Origin of the sequence: Methylotenera sp., from assembly GCF_029945705.1 — a bacterium.
Lineage (GTDB): Bacteria > Pseudomonadota > Gammaproteobacteria > Burkholderiales > Methylophilaceae > Methylotenera.
The window spans coordinates 1-18,513 of sequence record NZ_JAQSDC010000032.1; the positions used below are offsets into that span (position 1 = coordinate 1).

Below are 18,513 nucleotides of genomic sequence, written 5' to 3' on the forward strand. Positions count from 1 at the left end.
CAAGCTTTAACCTTACATCGTTAATTTGTTGTATATAGTCTTTTTGCTGTTCTTCCAATTTTTGAATTACTAAAGATTGCTTTTCAAAATACTTTTCGCTGGATTGATTTATAGTTGTTAATTGATCAGAGTTTAATTTCCATCGTGAGGTCAGCTCGAATAACAGCTTTTCTGTTTGGTTTTGTACGTTAGCTAGTTCTTCGCTGTATTGCACTTTGGTTCTTAGTAGCTCATTCTGAGAACGCTCATTTAACTTATCATTATGTGTTATAAATGAACTCACAATAAAAGCATAAACATTTTCTGATGGTAAGCGTCCCTCTTGTATCCCGTGATCTATATAGTGAGTAAAGGAATCTACACCTGCAGCTGCTACATCTGGGTTTTTTTCTAAGTACCAATTAGCATCAAATGCGCTCTGTAGAATATCACTATCATATGATGCTATATTTTTTAGCAAGTCATTTAATTTGGCATTTTTACTATTTAGCTCTTGCGTAATATTGTCTTTTTGAAGAGATATGTTATCAAGTAAATGTAAACCTGTTTCAAGCCTACTGAATTCAATACACCATGCTTCTATTTTTTCATTAAGTTCTGCATTGTTGATAGGATTCCTATTAACTGCATAATCTAATAGCTGTGAGTAGACTTCAAAAGCAAGTGGTGGGCAAGCTGAATCTAACTTTAGTTCGTTAATATTATATTTGGAGTGCCTTAATGATGGTTCTAAAAAACTGTTGTTATAAACCTCTAACTCGTGAGGGATTATAGTTAACTTTAGCGTGCTAGAAATATAGTCTATATTTTTTATTGGGCTTTCTAGGAAATTATCATAGTCGATAAAAACCTCTTTGTTTTCATTTTTTATGGAATTTAAGGCAGTAAGAATATGACTCAACCATAGTAGATATGTCCTTTCATGACTAAAATTAGAGCGCTTTGATAATGATTTAGCCACGCTAAGTGGGTTACGTATAACCATTAAGTAACTAACATCAAATGAAGATTGTTTAAAGACCGCTTGCCAGAACGGCAATAGCTTTGTAACTCTCGGATCTTTAATCCCAAATAAATCTGAATTAGATGTTTTGTTACGTAATAAATCTATGGCGCGTAAGAAGTAACCTTTTTCTTTTAGTTGATTTACATCAACTGAGGATATAGGAGTTAACGAGTGCCAATCTAGACCTAGCGATTGCAAGATTTCGATATTAAGGATATTTATGTCTGCATCTTCAAAATAACCTTTATCATTATCACCCACAACAGGAGGGAGCAACTTGTCACCTAACTCTACACCCAGCACATTGAGCGCCCGCGTAATGACACTGGTGCCACTTCTATGCATCCCTAATACAACGATTAAACGTTTAGCTTGGGGTTTCAAGCAAATACCTCAGCTTCAATCAAGCTTTTACCCACAGTATCTTTGGCTGATACTAAAGGTGCATCGCTCACCATCCAATCAATTGCTAAATTTGCATCATCCCATTTAATACAACGCTCAAATGCTGGGGCGTAATAATCTGTGGTTTTATATAAAAACTCTGCTGTTTCTGATAGCGTTACAAAGCCATGGGCAAAGCCCTCTGGCACCCATAGTTGGCGTTTGTTTTCTGCACTTAATATTTCACCAACCCATTGCCCAAACGTGGGTGAATTTTTGCGTATATCTACCGCCACGTCAAACACCTCGCCCTGCACTACTCGCACTAGTTTGCCTTGCGGTTGTTGAATTTGATAGTGCAAACCGCGCAATACGTTTTTAGTTGATTTTGAGTGATTATCTTGTACGAAGCTCACTTTTTTACCAATTGCTTCTTCAAATTTGGCTTGATTAAAGCTTTCAAAAAAGAAGCCTCTGTCATCACTAAACACTATGGGTTCTAGTAAAACAACATTAGGAATAGCAAGGCGGGTCACTTTCATTAAAAAATATCCTCTTTTAAAATTTGCATCAGGTATTTTCCATAACCATTTTTAGTGAGGGGTTGCGCTAGTTGCTCTAGCTGTTTGGCATCTATCCAGTGCTGCCTAAAAGCAATCTCTTCTGGGCAGGCTACTTTTAAACCTTGGCGGTTTTCTAGTGTGGCAATAAACTGCCCTGCTTCTAGCAGAGATTCATGTGTGCCTGTATCTAGCCATGCATAGCCTCGCCCCATAATTTCCACATTAAGTTGGCTTTTTTCTAGATACAATCGATTTAAATCAGTAATTTCAAGCTCACCTCTTGGTGAAGGCTTAAGGTTCTTAGCAAGCTCTACTACTTGATTGTCGTAAAAATATAAACCTGTCACTGCATAGTTTGATTTAGGCTGTGCTGGTTTTTCTTCTAATGATAATACTTTGCCTGTGGCATCAAACTCAGCCACACCGTAGCGTTCAGGGTCATGCACATGATAAGCAAATACGCTTGCGCCTTCTGTGCGTTGCATGGCGCTACTTAATAGTTGATTAAAATGATGTCCGTAAAAAATATTATCCCCAAGCACTAATGCACTTGGGCTATCCCCAATAAAATCTTCACCAATAATAAAAGCTTGTGCAAGACCATCCGGCGAATTTTGCACTGCATATTGTAAATTGAGACCCCATTTTTCACCATTGCCTAATAGCTGTTCAAAGCGTGGTGTATCTTGTGGTGTTGATATAATTAAAATATCTCTTATTCCTGCCAGCATGAGAGTGCTTAATGGATAATAGATCATTGGTTTGTCGTACACTGGTAGCAACTGCTTGCTTATTGCAAGAGTTGCAGGGTGTAAGCGAGAGCCAGAACCACCCGCAAGAATAATGCCTTTACGATTTATCATTTTTATTATTTACTCCACCGTTAATATTTAGACATTTTTTAATATTTAAAGAATTTCATTAAGCATGCGTGCAACGCCTTGTTGCCAATTTGGCAGCTCTAGATTAAACGCATTTTTAAACTTAGTTGTATTTAGCCGCGAGTTATATGGTCGCGTTGCTGGTGTAGGAAACGCTGATGTAAGCACTGGGTCAATCGCATCCACATTAACTTTTAACACCGCTCCCGCTTGTTGAGCTTGATTAATTACAAATTTAGCGTAGCCATACCAAGTGGTTTCCCCACTTGCAGCCAAGTGATAAATACCTGATAGCTTTGGATTGCTTTCGATACTTCGAATAGCATGGGAAGTACTGTCCGCAAGCAACTCTGCACCTGTTGGTGCGCCGAATTGATCACTAATTACAGTAAGGCGATCACGCTCTTTAGCTAGGCGTAGCATAGTTTTGGCAAAGTTTGCACCGCGTGCGGCATATACCCAACTTGTGCGAAAAATAAGGTATTGAGTACATGCAGCCGCTATTAGCTGCTCACCTTCTAATTTAGTTTGACCGTATATATTAAGTGGCTTTTGTATATCACTCTCCACCCATGGCTGCTCTCCACCGCCGTCGAACACATAATCAGTAGAGTAATGTACAAAGCACGCGCCAATTTTTTCCGCCGCTTTTGCTAACACTTCAGGCGCTAATGCGTTAACAAGCCTTGCTAATTCAGGCTCACTCTCGGCTTTGTCTACCGCAGTATAAGCCGCCGCATTGACAATATAATCAGGACGGACTTGATCAACTGTATCAGCCAAACCCTGTAAATTAGTGAAATCACCACAGTAGTCAGTACTATCAGTACCCAAAGCAACCACTTCACCCAACACAGCTAAACTGCGTTGTAACTCCCAACCTACTTGGCCATTTTTACCCAATAATAATATTTTCATATTTAATTATTTCGCATTTGATTTATCAACGGCTGAGTATTGCGTTTGCACCCAATCTCGATAAACACCTGTTGTAATATTAGTTACCCAATCTTGATTGTCCAAATACCATTGCACCGTTTTTTTAATCCCTGTTTCAAATGTTTCTACAGGTTTCCAGCCTAATTCACGTTCAATTTTGCTTGCATCAATTGCATAGCGTTTATCATGCCCCGGTCTATCTTTCACATAAGTGATTTGCTTAGCGTAAGACTCGCCATCTGTTCGTGGTTGCAATTCATCCAAAATGGCACATAAGGTATTTACTACCTCTAAGTTGGGGTTTTCATTCCAACCACCTACGTTGTAAACCTCACCAACCGCGCCTGCTTCAAGTACGCGTCTAATAGCACTGCAATGGTCTTTTACGTATAACCAATCACGTATTTGTTGGCCATCCCCATAAATTGGTAGTGATTTGCCAGCTAACGCATTGTGTATAACTAACGGAATAAGCTTTTCTGGGAAGTGATAAGGTCCGTAATTATTAGAGCAGTTGGTTGTTAATACAGGCAAACCGTAAGTATGATGATAAGCACGTACCAAATGATCACTTGCCGCCTTACTGGCTGAGTAAGGGCTATTTGGTTCATACTGATGCTTTTCAGTAAATGCAGGCTCGTCTGCCCCAAGTGACCCATATACTTCATCTGTAGATACGTGTAAAAATCTAAAATCTTGTTTTTCTTTTTCAGGTAGCGAATTCCAGTAAGTGCGTACAGCTTCTAACAAATGAAATGTACCCACAATATTGGTTTGAATAAAATCTTCTGGACCATGAATAGAACGATCCACATGAGACTCTGCTGCAAAGTTAACAACAGCTCTAGGCTTATGTTCAGATAGAAGCTTGGTTAAAAGAGCGCTATCTCCAATGTCGCCATGCACAAAGATATGCTTATCATTGCCCTGTAAACCCGCTAAATTTTGCAAGTTGCCTGCATAAGTAAGCTTATCTAAATTTACTACAGCTTCATTATTAGTTTCAAACCAATCTAAAACAAAATTTGAGCCTATAAACCCAGCGGCACCTGTAACCAATATCATTTTTAACCTTTTTTACTATTATTTATAAACTTCAATTTGCACTACTGTGGTAAAAAGTTAATGCGCCTTCAATTTCATCAAACTGATACAATTTTCCGTCAACTAGCACAGCGGCATGCTGACAGTGATGTCTAACGTAATCTTCATTATGAGAAACGATTACCATCGCTCTATCTTTACGCTTCTCAAACAATTCAATATGGCACTTTTCATGAAAGCGGCTATCTCCCACTGCAACAATCTCATCAATCAAAAAACAATCAAACTCTACTGCCATTGAAATAGCAAAAGCTAAGCGAGCGCTCATACCTGATGAATATTTCTTTACAGGTTCATATAAATATTCACCCAATACAGAAAACTCTTTTACAAACTCAATAGCAGGTTCTATCGGCTTGTTATAAACCCTACAAATAAACTTTAAATTATCTATACCTGTTAAGCTACCTTGAAAAGCGCCACTAAAAGCTAATGGCCAAGAAATACTCATTCCACGATTCACGACCCCATGAGAGGGCAGCTCCGCCCCACTCAGTAAGCGAATTAAAGTAGATTTACCCGCACCGTTTCTACCTAAAATGCCTAACTTTTCACCTTTAGCAACACTTAAATTAATGTCGTGAAGTACAGTGCGCTTACCTAGCCTGGTATCGTATATTTTTGTTACATTCTCCAACCGTATCATTATTGCTCTAACCGCCTACCTGTTTCTCTCACCAAAGCTAAGCCTAAAAAGGTCATCACAATATTAACTAATAAAAGGTATATGGGGTCTTCATGCGTTCTTACAGCTGCGCCAAAAAAACCATGGCGAATCATTTCTGTGCCATGCACCATTGGAACTAAAAGCATTAGCTTTTGTGCGGATGTAGGAAACCAATCAACTAAGAAAGCCGCCCCAGATAGCGGAAACATTAAGTAAGTCATAATATGCCATACTCGCTCAACCATTTCTGAACGCTCAGATGCAGCACCTACGATTAAACTTAATGCTACAGCGAACCATGCTAGTAAAAACCAACCAATCGCCACAACAAGCACATCATCAGGTAAATTCATCCAACCAATTGAAGAGAATGTCAAAGTTAGCACAATTAATGATGTGCTTGCCCCTGCTATTTCTAAAATCAACCTTGATATATAAATGTCTATAACACGTACATTGCGGTGGTGCATTAGGCTTAAATTTGGACCAATTGCACCTACAACTCTGTTACTACAATTTCGCCATAAAAGAATTGATGAATAACCAGTCACTGCAAAAGCTGCAATTGTATAACCACTACCATGTGTCAGCTTCAGCATTGTCCATAAGGTAGTCACGCCCAATGTAAACAACATTGGTTCTAAAAAAAGCCACATGAAACCTATGTTATGTCTCCCGTAACGCGTAATAATTTCACGCATTAAAAGTGCAAAAATTACGCGCCTTTGAATTACAAACGAGCGTGCTAAAGAAGTTGTGCTATTCACATTCATTGATAGACCATTAGTCTTTGTGCTCACGCACGCCTGCTAATAAAATACTTAAAATCCCCCAAGCAATTAAGCCTAACACTAGTGTGGCAATAATTGACCTTAACCTACGTGGCTCTGCTGGATAGTCAGGTTTGCTTGGTTGTGATATGCGCTCTAGATATAGTTGTTTTCTTATCGCTTCATTGCGAGCTGACTCTAGCGATGCCATAGCAATAGCTAGCTGTTTATCAGCAAACTCACGTTCTAATTGCAAGCGCTGATACTCTGCAGCTTTACTTGAGAATGACTTTTCACCCCCTGTCACTTGATTCATTTGTAGAGAAATTTCATGCTCTAGTAACTCTACTTGTTTTTGCAAAGCTGGTATTTGTGGATTGTCTTTGGTGAAACTCGTCAGTTGCATGAGCTGCGATTTTGTTAAGAGTAACTGTTCTTGCAACTTTGAAATTTGCTGCAATTGAATTGCAGATTGCTTTTCAGGATCTATCACGCCTTTTTTATTGCGGTAAGTTGATAGCGCTAGTGCTGCCACCTTAGCCTTAACTGCAGCTCCCTCAACTTCACCGGTCGCAAATTTAATCATATCGCGGCGGCCGTTTTCATTGAGCTGATTGACCAACACTTCACTCATAATGAGTAGTGCTTTATTCATTTTATAAGCGTCGTCAGCAGTAAATGCTCGTACAGTAAGCGTAGTGATAGATGAGCTAGAATCAAGCTGACTATCTACCATTTTTTTGTAATAGCGGTGCAATGCTTCAAAGCTATCATCAGTATCTAGACCTGCAAACCTACTGACACGATCTACATTTTTATTAGAGAAAGCCTTACGGATAGACATGTAATCATCTAACTTTTGTAGCGCATCACGCGACAGTACAAAGTCTTTTACTATGTAACTATCATCTTGAGAATGGGAAAAGCCAGAACCTTTTAGTAGCGAACCTAATGGAGAAGCAGATTGCTTCTCTGGGCTACGGACCACAAATTGCGACTCTGAAATAAATACGTCAGATGCAATAAAACCATAGTAAATAATAGCAATAGTTGTGGGGAAAACAACTGTAGATACAAATAGCCAATTGATGCGTGATATATATCTTTTAATGGGTAGTCCTAAGTGATCAGATTTAGTATTTTTGGGTATTTCTATCATTCTTTATTCCATATTTATTTTGGCTAATAATAAGCCGATAACACTTTCGATACCGTTTACTCAAGCAATTACCAGCTTGGCATTAAGCCGCGTAAAAGTATTTTTATAGCAAAATTTGTTCATCCACCATAATGAATGAAAGTTTAAGGTGTATTTCACGAGAAACTGACTACAGGAAAAAGCCTGCTGTGGCACATAAAATAACTGGAGTCAATTTGTTCATTTTTTTTGAATTATACGCACTGCATTTTTGATTATACTTGATATAACCCTTTTATTACAAAGGCATTACCACACAACAAAAATTTACAGGTATTATCAATTTATAAAAACAAAAAATATGAATCAAAAGTGACTCAAAATATTCTACCTAGATAAAACGGCTATTCGTAAAGTTATGTGTATTAGTGATTAATTTGTATTGACAGCCCGCCTTATTAATCTATACTTAAAATATATACTAAATGGGAGTTTGTTATGAGAACAGCCAAACTATTTCAGAACGGTCAAAGTCAGGCAGTGCGGTTGCCGAAGGATTTTCGATTTGAAGGTGATGAGGTCATCATCAAGCGTTCAGGTAATGCTGTGGTATTGATTCCTGCCAATCATTCCTGGGACGTGCTTGCTGAAAGCTTAGATAAGTTCAGTGCGGATTTTATGGCTGATCGCAATCAGCCTGAATCACAAATCCGCGAGGATTTGTTTGCATGAAGTTGATGTTAGATACTAATATTTGCATCGCCATTATCAAGAAAAAGCCGAGAGACATCCTGCAAAAGTTTAGTGCTTATCAAATCGGTGATATTTGCATTTCATCCGTAACACTGGCTGAGTTAAGGTATGGCGTTGCCAAGAGTCAGTTTAAGGAAAAAAATCAGGCTGCGCTAGATGAGTTTATTCTGCCCTTAGAAGTGGTAGATTTTGATGAGCCAGCCACTGAGTACTATGGAACACTGCGCGCGACACTGGAAAAACAAGGCATTCCAATTGGCCCATTAGATACGATGATAGGTGCACATGCTTTAAGCCTAAATGTAACGCTGGTATCAAACAATACCAAAGAGTTTAGTCGCATAACAGGCATTAAGCTGGTTGATTGGATTAGCTGTTAATTTAGCTAATACACAAAACTTTACGAATACCCGATAAAACGCTTAAATTCACTCTGTCCAAATCAAACCACTATGTGAATCTGGAATATTAAGCCGCTTATAAAAATTACCATTTAACTGCGTGCTGCCAATTAAATTAAGTTGGAAATTTTCTTTTAACTTGCAGCCACTCTCAATCTTATCGGCCAGTGTGGATTTAACTTACCAGACCTTTATCATGTCAGCTAAAAAACCATCGTCAATTCGACCTTTACTATCACGAATGACTGTTATTTTAGCCGCTTCAATGCGATCAATTACTTCCTGAGGTCTTGATACGCCACAGATGCTTCGACCAAATTTACAGAGCGCATTGTTATCTGGGTAATTTTTAGACTTATTCATACCAAGCGCCATTGTGCGATCGATAATATTCATGCCAGTTCTAGGATTAGTGCTCTGATAGACTGATGTAGTGACTACGTCATAAATTGGAGAAAGCTTAACTTCTGCACCAGGATGCTCATAAATCAACGAAAAATTCTTAAGGTGTGCATCTCCATTTTTCACTAAAACCGACAGTGCCACATACTCAAAATACCGATGCAAACTTTCAGTTGAGTTACTGCCACATAAAGAAGCGATGATGCGCCCAACTCCCTCGTAGCTTCCATGATACTTATCGTCAGCGGAGGTATTGGTTAATGCGCACATATCTTCCATACCCAGTCGATTTCCGCTATCTGTGATATCGAATCTCCTTAAAATAAAAAGACCGTTATCTTCACTTAACCAAAATTCAGGCGCGCTAATTCCTGCCTCTATGGCAACAGACATACACATAAACTCATTTTCAGCAAGATGCGGGTAATCATCACCAGCCGATTTTACGATCAAATCTGGCGTTACCGCTGTTGCCTTGTCAATGACGGGGGAATTAAGGTTTTTATCAGCCACCAAAACTTTAGGTTGAAATCCAGAGATGCCTGAATCAAAATATGTATCTACCAGATAATTAAACAGCTCCTCAGAGGCTGTTGATTTTACAAGGTCATCTAGGCTAACCGTGGATTTTTTGGATTCAACCATGTCACTAGGGTCAATATAACTAAGTCGTCCAATTTGATGTTTACCTGTGATCTTTAATAGCGACATATCGTCGAGCTTGGCGACCTTCCCGAATCTATTTTTTAGGGAGTCTAACAAATAGCCTTCTGGTTTATTCATAGCAAATACAGAGAACAAACCGCCTCCACTATAGCTTTCAGCACGCATCGGCATACTAAGAGATACCTCGGCATGTTTTTCGCTGTTGGTGTAATTAAATGAGAATCTAGCTTCTTTGCTTAAAAATCCAGACGCGCCTTGCGGCGTTACCACTTGAAGCGATTTGATCTTATCAAGATTCATTAAGCAAATCCCCAAGCTTCGTATAATCTGGCCTAATAGGCTTTAACTCCATACAGAAATTAAGTGCCATTAAAATTTTAAATAGGCTGGTGATGTTAGCATCCTCACCTTTTTCAATGCTAATGATTGTTTGACGTCTCATATTGGCTTTTTGAGCCAACTGATCTTGAGTAAGTTTGAGAAGCTTTCTTTCTCTTCTAATGGCTAAACCCATGTCCTGCAGATTGAGAATATGATTGTCCATGACACACATTAAATGTATTAGATATCGAACATTTTATGTGTATTTATATTAAATGTAAACAATAATATACATTTATACACGACTCATACGCAAATTTTACACTCTACAAAAAAATAATGGTGAGTTAAACTAGCTCCACAAAATCCCTGCGTGTGTATCTGCAATATCCAGTCGCTTGTAGAAGTTGCCATTTAACTGAGTGCGACTAATCAAATAGTGCTGGAAACTGCTATATAGTTTTTGATCTATGAGATGCAATGGCGCCTGTTGCCAGAATTGATTAACCGCGCCCTGAAATGTTAATCCAGATATATTGTATAGCGCTCTGCCACAAACCTTGACTGGCAGAGCGTGAGCAAGTGCAGAAAGCCCAACCGTACTGTTCACCACAACCACACCACGTGTATGATTAAACAATGTAGGTAAATGTTGATCATGAATGTAGAACACCCTATTCTCAACGCCATTTAACCGTGCAAATTTTGTTATGCATTTTGCGTAATCATGGTAACCCCTATCTAAAGGATGATGTTTAATAACTAGCAGCGTTTCATTAGGTGCATGCATGGCAAACGAATGCATAGTGGAATGAATAAAATCTTTAACTGACGCAAAGTGTGAATGAAAGTAAATTTGCGCATCGTTATGCACCTGCAATGGCACGAGAAAATAATTACCGTCATGGTTGCTGAGTAGATTTTTCAATACATTTCGCTCGGCATGGGCGTAGTACCTTTTTCGCCAAAATGCGCGTACCCAATATAATCCTTCAAGCAAATTAAGTGGGCGGTGATGCTGATAATGCCAGTAGATTGGCCATAACAGCGTACATGCCAGATAGTAGAGCATTGCCCAACACGCTGCATAAGAAAATGTCTGGCCAACTTCTAAGGCTTTAGGTAACTCCGTAGCTTCATGTTCTTGATAATACTCCATTTCTCTTGGCAACAAAGAGTTGTCGTTAGTGCCAAAGAGTTCTAATGTAATGTAATCAGGTCGTATATAACCTTCTTCAAAAACGCCTATTTCAACCCCCCGTAACTGAGCAATTTCATGAGCAACACGATGATGTGGCCTACAATCACCAAATAGCATTACTACATCAATACTATAACGGATGAGAAGCTGATCAAAAAAATCAGGCCAATCATCTGCTATTCCACGAAAAGAGATGGCATTAGTAGGGTAAAAAAGCCAATCCCCACCATTGAAGTTTACTTTGTGAACGTGTGCGCCATGGGATTCTAAATCGCGCGCTAGGCGACGGAAAAATGGCCCAACTGGTCCTTGTAACAGAAGTACATTTTTACCATTAAAGGCGTCAATCCCAGCTTTAATCATTACTAATGAGCAAGGCGACCTTCGCCATCCTGAAGAAAAATGGCATCTGGGAATGTCTCAGATAAGGCATTTAGTGCTGCGTAGGCCGTGGCCAGATTGATGTGGCTCAGCACCATGACCACATACCTGTCATTGCTTCAATCTTCACGTAGCGTTTTGCTCGTTGAAGTGGGGATCGGAAGAGTAAAGCTGATTGCTTAAGCCCTAAGCGATCAGCAACGATGGGGTATCTTCGGGATAAGGATGACGAATGCAACAAAAGCTTAAATATAACCATATATCCTTTTTAGTAAATTTACTATTAGCTTCTACAGGTAGGCGTTTAATCAATTACGAGAAATTTAACGAGGTATGTACAGTGCCCTGCATTTCTTTGTCCCATTTGCAATGGGGGGAGTGATTACTCAAAAATATTGTATAACATCTAGTAGATTTAAATCAATCGGGTATCCGTATTTTGTGATTGATGTAAATCAGAAAATACGTTTTTGCTATTAAAACTAAAACGGCTTAACCAGTCGATTACTTACAGGAGGGCTGTTCCATTCTCGCTTCCTATTGAATTGACCTCGGCCAGGAGTCTCGCCTGCAGCGATTGCTTCTTTTTCGGCTCTGATCATGATAGCCTCAGCATCTTCAATCAAGCCGCGATCCTCAAGCTCCTGCAGAAATGGACGCGTTGTCATCATAAAAGTATGTCCAAATGGATCAGCGGTCCGCATAAACTTGTCATCTTCTGATACAAGTAGAGCATATTCGCCGCCATCTGTTTCATCTTCGTATTTGTTAATTATACGGCGAATGGATTCATCTCCAGGATCGACGTTCACGTCAAGCATCTTTTCTAAATTCTCTGGGACTCCCGTCTCAACCTCTTCAATGCCCTTTCCCATGTGGTTTTTAATGAATGCAAGTGCCTTTATGTTTCCTGAAAATTGCTCTCCGTTGCGCAGCTCCAAAATTACCATGTCAGATATATAAACAGGAATCTTCGGAACAAGTAACAGACCAAGTCCGTCACCATACGCCAGCGTCTTTAACGGTCCAGCATCTACAATGACAATACCACACTTCACGCTGATGCCTTGTTTAGCATTTCGCCAAAGTGCTTCTTCATAACCTCAGCCTCCTTAAGAGATAACCTTGGCAGAGGAAAGCCAGCTTTAAGTGTTAGCGACTGAAGAGCTACCTCATCTTCCATATGAAGCAATTTAACAGCTTTTTTTGCTGTCAACTGACCAAGAGAATATTGAAGCAGTATCTCGAAATTTCCCGTCATCGGAGAGCTTTCATTCTGAACAAACCCATCAAGAAGATTACGGATAATTGCATTGACCGATGTGCCAGCCTTGGCTGCCATAACCTTGGCATCAGTGAGTAAATCATCTGGGATTGCTACAGTAAAGTTTGACATGATATCTTTCCTTAATACGAAAGAGTGTATTATACGTAATACCGTATAATTAGTCAAGCGCTACACTGTTACTGTTGATATCAATCATGGAATACGGATACCCAATCAATCTAAATGTTTACCTTACACGTAATGAAGTGTTAAAAGCTTTGACGTAGCCTTTCTGGATGATTATGAGTGGTGATCATGCATAAGGAATTAAATAAAATTCAAGACATAATTCAGAATAGGTATCCTGTTGATTTAACTGGCTTTGTGCATCAGAGAAATAGTTGTGCTTCTAAACCAGTAAAAAAAATCACTTAAGTTCGTTGCGTTAATCGAATTTTGACACCATTTTCTGGGCGTATCGTTACTCGCCCTACCGCATGTGGCACATGCTCAGTAACAGTATGTATTTTATATCGCCTTACTAAGCTTGCTAAAATTAAAATTGCTTCTTGAATTGCAAATGTCTGGCCTGTACAAACTCGCGGACCCTTGCTAAATGGAATATAGGCGCATTTTTCAGACTCTTTACCCTCAACTGTATCAAATCGCTCAGGCTCAAAATTATGCGCATTTTTCCAATAATCTTCATTACGCTGAATTAGCCACGGTGAAATGACTAAGGCTGCCCCAGCTTTTATTTCCTTATCACGCATACAATGATTTTCAGTAGCTTCTCTTGTAAAAAACCCCACAGGAGGGTAAAGGCGCAGCGCTTCTTTAAATACATTATTGACTGTGCTCAGTTTTTTTATATGCTCAAACTCTAGTGATTGCCCATTTGTCACTGCTTGAATTTCTTCATACATTTTCATCTGTAAATCTGGGCAGTTGGAAATTAAATACATAGACCATGTAAGTGCGCTCGCTGAAGTTTCATGTCCAGCAAGAAACAACATGCATATCTGATCAACCATTTCATCATAACTAAAGCTATCTTGGTCTTCAGGATCAACTGCCTCCATAATGCCAGCTAAAATATCGTTATGTTGGTGTGCATTTTCATCATCCTTTTCGCGATAGCGCTTAGCTATTACATCGGCAATCACTGGACGAATTTTATTTGCGGCTAGATTACTCGCTCTTTTAGCAAAGAATGAGGGTAACCAATATATCTTTAGCATAAAAGCTCGCTGGGCTTGTCGCTGAAATTCGTTAAAAGCTTTAAAAGTCAACTCTGCACTAGCAGCATCTAATTTTTGTGAAAGTATAGTGCGAAAAATAATGTCCGCAGTAATATGCGTCATTTCAGTATCAATTTCAAAAGCTTTGTCGTTTGCCTGACTATCTAGTCGATTTAGCATGTCAGCTATTGCATCTATCATCAAAGGGAATACGAGTTTGAGTCGCGCCTGACCAAATCCAGCATCCACCAAACGACGTTGTCTTTCCCATACTTTACCATTGGTTGTAAATATGCTGTTACCAAGAAGCGGCTTAAGAATTTGGTGCATGATCCAATGTTTAGGATATTTTTTTGGTTCATCAACTAGAATACGCTTAATAAGACTTGGATCATTCACCATAAACACTTCTAAACCTGGCTGCTTAATCTGCCCCATTTTCATTCTATAACTTTTTTCAAATAGCACTTCTAACCAAGAGCGACTACCACGAATGAAGCGCAAGATGAATGATGTTTTATTTTTATGCGGCTTTGGGTAGGATGGTTGAAAAGTCATATAGTTACTTTATTAATGGTTATTCTGAAAAGCACAAACGACTAGACCCTGCCGTTAACAGGAAATAATCATAATCGGTTTGATATTCACTCGACATTAAGTACTGGAAATGCAGGCGCAATTTATTACGCTTAAGGCGTTTATATTGTTCAGGTGAAAACATCTTAAAAGGCCGCACAATCTGTTGCTTAGGCCACCTTACCATAGAGGAATCAATACCTGATGCCTTAATGGGGTCAACTTGAGAAAAGCAAAGTGCATCTGCACGTGCCACCATGTCTAACCAGGCAACATCAGGATGCTCAGCCAAGGTTTTTAAGTCTTGTCGAAATGCCTCTGCAGTTGGGATTAGGCTTAGCAATGGAATGCATTGCCCCAAAGTGACCAGCGATAAATTAAGTTTTTCAGCCGACTTTTCTAATGCTCGCGCCACTACAGATACGGCGACGATACTGCCTACACTATGACCAATAACAATCACTTCGTCGCACGGTGAATTATTTTGATCTTGCACAATAATGTCTGCAAACGCTTCAATTCTTGCATTTAACTTATCAGGGGTAGATTCACCCCAAAAATATACAAATAGGTAAGTCCTAAGTAACCACAAGACACCAAGGCGATCTGCCAACTTCAATCCCATCCAGAAGTATGCAAGCATGGCAAGCAAACTCACCATAGCTGTAACCACTGGAGGAGCGTTTACATTTGCGACTAGAATTACCGAGATTCCACCAAAGATTATAGATAGCAGCGCAGTTATGAAAAGAAATGCTACTGGATATATTCCGCTATAGAAAGGCCCTCGGTAAAGTTTACGAATGCGCCCTAATGCGCCACAGGCTATAAATCTGGTATAGCCTTTAATGGTCAGAGCCACCAGCCTCAGACCATTTGTTTCCCAATGCTGACGAACTATGTCATCCCAGCCGAGAAATCGATAATCAGTATTGACTGCATGCTGGTGATAGTCGGATTTAATCGCCCATGAATGTTGATGAGATGAAACCTTATGACGAGGACCGACCTCAATATGGTTACCAGTCCTAGTGCCCTGCTTCAGCGCCTCATCCTTGTACAATCGATGATAAAACGAAGCACCCCTAGGATCGAACCCACCGATGTAATAGACCCTTCTTTTACTTACCGGCATCTTTTGTGCATTTGCAGCATCTTTAAGAAAATTATTCATTTGATGGTTCTGTGCTGCAAGCCTTTACTTAGCACAAGATCTACAATTGGCTGCTCGCGTTTGTTAGCACGATGACAATGGTCTTTTTGAAAATGGTCAGTAATCCAGATGACTCTTTTAGCCCATGACTGATGTCGCTCCCTCCATGCGTGAGAAGAAACAGACTCCCAGGCATGGCCGTTAAAAAGTGTTGCATTGACAAAATGATCCAGCGCCCTCACACCAGCACGCCCTCTGTCAGTTCTACCAAAAAACCCGACATATACGATTAGTACGTAACCTGATACAGCAAGCGGAACTATCGCTGTCATCAAAACAAACCCAGCCAGCCTTTCTTTTAACCCATCAAACATTTATAGATTCCATCAAATTATTTAATGAAGCAATTTTACCATTCAACATGTGTTGGCGCCGTTTTAAAACTAATGATTTCAAGACATACGTGCCGGCTGAATTTTGACCAAGTAATCCACGTATCCTGCTTAATTTATGAGCATCAATATTTTGTATGGGCTGATCATTAGCCAGATTTACGTGACGTTTTCTATTTTTGATCGTGCTTTTTTAAGGCTTTGTCACGCTAACACAAAAGCGAGGTAATCACATGGATAAAGTCAAGTTTTTGTTGGGCCTACTGATCGACGATGGCCTTGATGTCAAATTGAGTATGCGATGTGTGCATGATTACACTTGGCGTTATGATTTTGCTTTAGTGATTTTATGTAAACGCCCTGCTTGATCATGAGCTTCGGTTAACAGTTTATTCCAATCATCTGGCGGATGCCCGCTTTTTAGCATCTTGCTAAATAGCCGATATGCATCATTGCTGCTCTCGTAGGCTCTTTTCGTGTCCTCGTCGTTAACCCATACATATACAATTACTTTGCTTTGTGCATGGTAACGAAAGAACAAACGGTATTGCTGAAAGAATTTGGCGCGGAACCAATGCTTGTAATCATCGCCGATAGTATCGCCTTGTCTGCATTCAGCTCGGCTTGGTTCTTGTGGTATATCTTCGAATGCCAACTTTGCAATGGCGGCCAGTCGCTTGCTTGCGTTCTTATTTTGATAGTTGTCAGGATGCTTTTTCTTGAGAGATTCTACCTGTTGAATAAGTCCCTCAATCTGATTAATGAACAACGGATGCGCAAAGATCGTCCATCCATTAACGACCAGCTGGGGATCGCTCATTCGTCGTCAGCAGACAAAGGCTAATTAAGATTGACTTTAACATTGCCTGCTAATGATTGAATACGGCAAACCAAGCCACCGTCGATTGATTGAAGGTGCTGAGGATTGTTCGTGATGTCACGAGCAAGAAAGCCCAAGAAGTTACCAAGCACTGGGTCATCTTCCAAGGGATCAGCAGTGCGAGTTAACACAACATCACCACTAGGGCGAATCGTGAAGTGGATCTTGTCGCGCTTTTGTAATTTTAGTACTCGACGAACAGCTTCCGGCACCGTTGTTTGATATCGGTCAGTAAGAGTGGAATCAACTTCAAGTGTGGCGGTGTTCATAACATCTCCAGTTCGGTAGTTTTTTAAAATGGTAATGCATTTGCATTGCCATATCAATCAACGGTTAGTAACAACTCGCTCTCTAACCCTTGCCAATTTGTAATCGCTCAATTACAATAAAACATGTATATTATTAAACGCACCTTAGAATTCGATGCTTGGCTTAATAGCCTTAAAGATAACGTAACACGCATTCGGCTTGCGCGCAGACTTGATAAAGCGCAACGTGGCAACCTTGGTGACGTTAAGCCTGTAGGCGAAGGTGTTGTTGAAATGCGCGAGCATTTTGGGGCTGGCTGGCGTATGTATTTTATTCAGCATGGGGATGTGTTAATTGTCATGCTAGGTGGCGGCGATAAATCTAACCAAAGTGCTGATATTACGAAGTCAATTCAATTATCAAAAAATATTGAAGATTAAACCTAGAGGATAAAACCATGACCAACAAAATTAAAATTGCAGATTTACCAGAATTTGATATGGCGGAACATATTAAAACCGAAGCGGATATCGCTGCCTATCTTAATATCGTACTTGAAGAAGGCGATGCGTCAGAGCTTGCCCATGCACTTGGTATTATTGCTCGCGCAAAAGGCATGGCAGATATTGCACAAAAAAGCGGTATCACACGCGAGGCTCTATACAAAGCATTGCGTCCCAACGCACATCCCCGATTTGATACAGTGAACAAAGTAATGCATGCGATGGGGGTTAAACTGCATGCCTCAGTTTAGAAAAACTGTCCTGAACAACGGGGTCCACCCATCCAGAAATACGGAAAACGTGGTCAGTTCTAACGAAAAACGGGGTCAGCTCTAACATTTCAACATACCCTTAAGTCTCGCCTCGCACCCCCGCACCCCCGCACTGCGCGGCTTACTGTCATGTAGTGAACCCCAAAATGCTCACCAATCTCTGCCATTGTATAAGCGCCAGTCCGGTAAGCCTGAGCCATTGCCGTATCGCGATCTGGGTGGTGTGTCAGATATTCGTCCAGTGACAAGGCAACTGATTTTTGATGCGCCTTTGATACTTCGCGTAGCGTTTCGCCTTCACGGTATTGACTATGATGATTTTTCACAAATGCGTCATCGCCAAGCAATAGTGCGTATTACGGCTATCGTGACCGATCAAAACGGACTATCGTGACCAGTTGCG

At 40.1% G+C, this 18,513-nt stretch carries 23 protein-coding genes; 5 read left to right on the forward strand and 18 right to left on the reverse strand.

Annotated features, from left to right (window positions below; translation table 11 throughout):
• The 8 genes from PSU78_RS06275 to PSU78_RS06310 all read right to left on the reverse strand — a co-directional run.
• A partial coding sequence (locus PSU78_RS06275) for a hypothetical protein (RefSeq protein WP_300385859.1) occupies positions 1-1,390 on the reverse strand: 1,390 nt, incomplete at its 3' end.
• The gene (gene rfbC / locus PSU78_RS06280; RefSeq protein ID WP_300385862.1) at positions 1,387-1,932 is read right to left on the reverse strand and encodes a dTDP-4-dehydrorhamnose 3,5-epimerase; all 546 of its coding nucleotides are present in this window, start codon (positions 1,930-1,932) and stop codon (positions 1,387-1,389) included. The genes rfbC and PSU78_RS06275, both read right to left, overlap by 4 nt.
• The gene (rfbA, locus tag PSU78_RS06285; protein WP_300385865.1) at positions 1,932-2,816 is read right to left on the reverse strand and encodes a glucose-1-phosphate thymidylyltransferase RfbA; all 885 of its coding nucleotides are present in this window, start codon (positions 2,814-2,816) and stop codon (positions 1,932-1,934) included. Before rfbA ends, rfbC begins: the two co-directional genes overlap by 1 nt.
• A gap of 45 nt (positions 2,817-2,861) precedes the next feature.
• Entirely contained in the window at positions 2,862-3,752 is an 891-nt protein-coding gene (gene rfbD / locus PSU78_RS06290) for a dTDP-4-dehydrorhamnose reductase (RefSeq protein WP_300385868.1), read from the reverse strand.
• Positions 3,753-3,758: 6 nt separating this feature from the next.
• Positions 3,759-4,838 carry a dTDP-glucose 4,6-dehydratase gene (gene rfbB, locus PSU78_RS06295; RefSeq protein ID WP_300385871.1) on the reverse strand — a complete coding sequence of 360 codons (1,080 nt, stop codon included), beginning with the start codon at positions 4,836-4,838 and terminating at the stop codon, positions 3,759-3,761.
• A 31-nt stretch (positions 4,839-4,869) separates the two neighbouring features.
• Positions 4,870-5,523: an ABC transporter ATP-binding protein gene (locus PSU78_RS06300; protein WP_300385874.1), complete on the reverse strand. Its 654-nt coding sequence runs from the start codon at positions 5,521-5,523 to the stop codon at positions 4,870-4,872.
• Positions 5,523-6,317: an ABC transporter permease gene (locus tag PSU78_RS06305; protein WP_300385923.1), complete on the reverse strand. Its 795-nt coding sequence runs from the start codon at positions 6,315-6,317 to the stop codon at positions 5,523-5,525. The genes PSU78_RS06300 and PSU78_RS06305 overlap by 1 nt, the downstream gene beginning before the upstream one ends.
• A 10-nt stretch (positions 6,318-6,327) precedes the next feature.
• Positions 6,328-7,473 (reverse strand): capsule biosynthesis protein, encoded by a 1,146-nt coding sequence (locus tag PSU78_RS06310; protein WP_300385877.1) that lies wholly within the window; start codon positions 7,471-7,473, stop codon positions 6,328-6,330.
• Between the two features lie 477 nt (positions 7,474-7,950).
• On the opposite strand from PSU78_RS06310, the gene PSU78_RS06315 reads away from it, so the two are divergent.
• A complete protein-coding gene (locus tag PSU78_RS06315) occupies positions 7,951-8,184 on the forward strand; it encodes an antitoxin (RefSeq protein ID WP_300385880.1) in 234 nt (77 codons plus the stop codon).
• Complete coding sequence (locus tag PSU78_RS06320) at positions 8,181-8,585, forward strand: type II toxin-antitoxin system VapC family toxin (protein WP_300385883.1); 405 nt, start codon at positions 8,181-8,183, stop codon at positions 8,583-8,585. Before PSU78_RS06315 ends, PSU78_RS06320 begins: the two co-directional genes overlap by 4 nt.
• A 201-nt stretch (positions 8,586-8,786) precedes the next feature.
• Here the strand turns inward: PSU78_RS06320 and PSU78_RS06325 are convergent, their stop codons facing one another.
• The 10 genes from PSU78_RS06325 to PSU78_RS06370 form a co-directional block, all read right to left on the reverse strand.
• Entirely contained in the window at positions 8,787-9,974 is a 1,188-nt protein-coding gene (locus tag PSU78_RS06325; protein ID WP_300385886.1) for a type II toxin-antitoxin system HipA family toxin, read from the reverse strand.
• Positions 9,964-10,218, reverse strand: a complete 255-nt coding sequence (locus PSU78_RS06330; RefSeq protein WP_300385889.1) for a helix-turn-helix transcriptional regulator — start codon at positions 10,216-10,218, stop codon at positions 9,964-9,966. Before PSU78_RS06330 ends, PSU78_RS06325 begins: the two co-directional genes overlap by 11 nt.
• 129 nt (positions 10,219-10,347) lie before the next feature.
• Positions 10,348-11,559 (reverse strand): capsular biosynthesis protein, encoded by a 1,212-nt coding sequence (locus PSU78_RS06335; RefSeq protein WP_300385892.1) that lies wholly within the window; start codon positions 11,557-11,559, stop codon positions 10,348-10,350.
• Between the two features lie 500 nt (positions 11,560-12,059).
• The gene (locus tag PSU78_RS06340; protein ID WP_300385895.1) at positions 12,060-12,635 is read right to left on the reverse strand and encodes a hypothetical protein; all 576 of its coding nucleotides are present in this window, start codon (positions 12,633-12,635) and stop codon (positions 12,060-12,062) included.
• Positions 12,632-12,973, reverse strand: coding sequence for a hypothetical protein (locus PSU78_RS06345; RefSeq protein WP_300385898.1), 342 nt, complete (start codon positions 12,971-12,973; stop codon positions 12,632-12,634). The genes PSU78_RS06340 and PSU78_RS06345 overlap by 4 nt, the downstream gene beginning before the upstream one ends.
• Before the next feature lie 302 nt (positions 12,974-13,275).
• Entirely contained in the window at positions 13,276-14,643 is a 1,368-nt protein-coding gene (locus tag PSU78_RS06350; protein WP_300385901.1) for a cytochrome P450, read from the reverse strand.
• 19 nt (positions 14,644-14,662) lie between these two features.
• The gene (locus PSU78_RS06355) at positions 14,663-15,796 is read right to left on the reverse strand and encodes a hypothetical protein (protein WP_300385904.1); all 1,134 of its coding nucleotides are present in this window, start codon (positions 15,794-15,796) and stop codon (positions 14,663-14,665) included.
• 35 nt (positions 15,797-15,831) lie between these two features.
• A complete protein-coding gene (locus PSU78_RS06360; RefSeq protein ID WP_300385907.1) occupies positions 15,832-16,188 on the reverse strand; it encodes a hypothetical protein in 357 nt (118 codons plus the stop codon).
• A gap of 343 nt (positions 16,189-16,531) precedes the next feature.
• On the reverse strand, positions 16,532-17,026 hold the full coding sequence (locus PSU78_RS06365; RefSeq protein ID WP_300385910.1) for a type II toxin-antitoxin system YhaV family toxin: 495 nt from the start codon (positions 17,024-17,026) through the stop codon (positions 16,532-16,534).
• Positions 17,027-17,046: 20 nt separating this feature from the next.
• Positions 17,047-17,355 (reverse strand): type II toxin-antitoxin system PrlF family antitoxin, encoded by a 309-nt coding sequence (locus tag PSU78_RS06370; RefSeq protein WP_300385912.1) that lies wholly within the window; start codon positions 17,353-17,355, stop codon positions 17,047-17,049.
• A gap of 123 nt (positions 17,356-17,478) precedes the next feature.
• On the opposite strand from PSU78_RS06370, the gene PSU78_RS06375 reads away from it, so the two are divergent.
• From PSU78_RS06375 to PSU78_RS06385, 3 genes are all read left to right on the forward strand, one after another.
• Positions 17,479-17,775: a type II toxin-antitoxin system RelE/ParE family toxin gene (locus PSU78_RS06375; RefSeq protein ID WP_300385914.1), complete on the forward strand. Its 297-nt coding sequence runs from the start codon at positions 17,479-17,481 to the stop codon at positions 17,773-17,775.
• Between the two features lie 17 nt (positions 17,776-17,792).
• On the forward strand, positions 17,793-18,089 hold the full coding sequence (locus PSU78_RS06380) for an addiction module antidote protein (RefSeq protein WP_300385917.1): 297 nt from the start codon (positions 17,793-17,795) through the stop codon (positions 18,087-18,089).
• 220 nt (positions 18,090-18,309) lie between these two features.
• Positions 18,310-18,504, forward strand: a complete 195-nt coding sequence (locus PSU78_RS06385) for a hypothetical protein (RefSeq protein WP_300385920.1) — start codon at positions 18,310-18,312, stop codon at positions 18,502-18,504.
• The last annotated feature ends 9 nt before the right edge of the window (positions 18,505-18,513 follow it).

Bases quoted from the DNA above. Each gene is read 5' to 3' on its own strand.
- rfbD (WP_300385868.1), bottom strand. From the start codon at position 3,752: ATGAAAATATTATTATTGGGTAAAAATGGCCAAGTAGGTTGGGAGTTA.
- PSU78_RS06345 (WP_300385898.1), bottom strand. From the start codon at position 12,973: ATGTCAAACTTTACTGTAGCAATCCCAGATGATTTACTCACTGATGCC.
- rfbC (WP_300385862.1), bottom strand. From the start codon at position 1,932: ATGAAAGTGACCCGCCTTGCTATTCCTAATGTTGTTTTACTAGAACCC.
- PSU78_RS06355 (WP_300385904.1), bottom strand. From the start codon at position 15,796: ATGCCGGTAAGTAAAAGAAGGGTCTATTACATCGGTGGGTTCGATCCT.
- PSU78_RS06300 (WP_300385874.1), bottom strand. From the start codon at position 5,523: ATGATACGGTTGGAGAATGTAACAAAAATATACGATACCAGGCTAGGT.
- PSU78_RS06375 (WP_300385914.1), top strand. From the start codon at position 17,479: ATGTATATTATTAAACGCACCTTAGAATTCGATGCTTGGCTTAATAGC.
- PSU78_RS06305 (WP_300385923.1), bottom strand. From the start codon at position 6,317: ATGAATGTGAATAGCACAACTTCTTTAGCACGCTCGTTTGTAATTCAA.
- PSU78_RS06335 (WP_300385892.1), bottom strand. From the start codon at position 11,559: ATGATTAAAGCTGGGATTGACGCCTTTAATGGTAAAAATGTACTTCTG.
- PSU78_RS06365 (WP_300385910.1), bottom strand. From the start codon at position 17,026: ATGAGCGATCCCCAGCTGGTCGTTAATGGATGGACGATCTTTGCGCAT.
- PSU78_RS06360 (WP_300385907.1), bottom strand. From the start codon at position 16,188: ATGTTTGATGGGTTAAAAGAAAGGCTGGCTGGGTTTGTTTTGATGACA.
- PSU78_RS06310 (WP_300385877.1), bottom strand. From the start codon at position 7,473: ATGATAGAAATACCCAAAAATACTAAATCTGATCACTTAGGACTACCC.
- PSU78_RS06325 (WP_300385886.1), bottom strand. From the start codon at position 9,974: ATGAATCTTGATAAGATCAAATCGCTTCAAGTGGTAACGCCGCAAGGC.
- rfbB (WP_300385871.1), bottom strand. From the start codon at position 4,838: ATGATATTGGTTACAGGTGCCGCTGGGTTTATAGGCTCAAATTTTGTT.
- PSU78_RS06350 (WP_300385901.1), bottom strand. From the start codon at position 14,643: ATGACTTTTCAACCATCCTACCCAAAGCCGCATAAAAATAAAACATCA.
- PSU78_RS06380 (WP_300385917.1), top strand. From the start codon at position 17,793: ATGACCAACAAAATTAAAATTGCAGATTTACCAGAATTTGATATGGCG.
- PSU78_RS06370 (WP_300385912.1), bottom strand. From the start codon at position 17,355: ATGAACACCGCCACACTTGAAGTTGATTCCACTCTTACTGACCGATAT.
- PSU78_RS06330 (WP_300385889.1), bottom strand. From the start codon at position 10,218: ATGGACAATCATATTCTCAATCTGCAGGACATGGGTTTAGCCATTAGA.
- PSU78_RS06315 (WP_300385880.1), top strand. From the start codon at position 7,951: ATGAGAACAGCCAAACTATTTCAGAACGGTCAAAGTCAGGCAGTGCGG.
- rfbA (WP_300385865.1), bottom strand. From the start codon at position 2,816: ATGATAAATCGTAAAGGCATTATTCTTGCGGGTGGTTCTGGCTCTCGC.
- PSU78_RS06320 (WP_300385883.1), top strand. From the start codon at position 8,181: ATGAAGTTGATGTTAGATACTAATATTTGCATCGCCATTATCAAGAAA.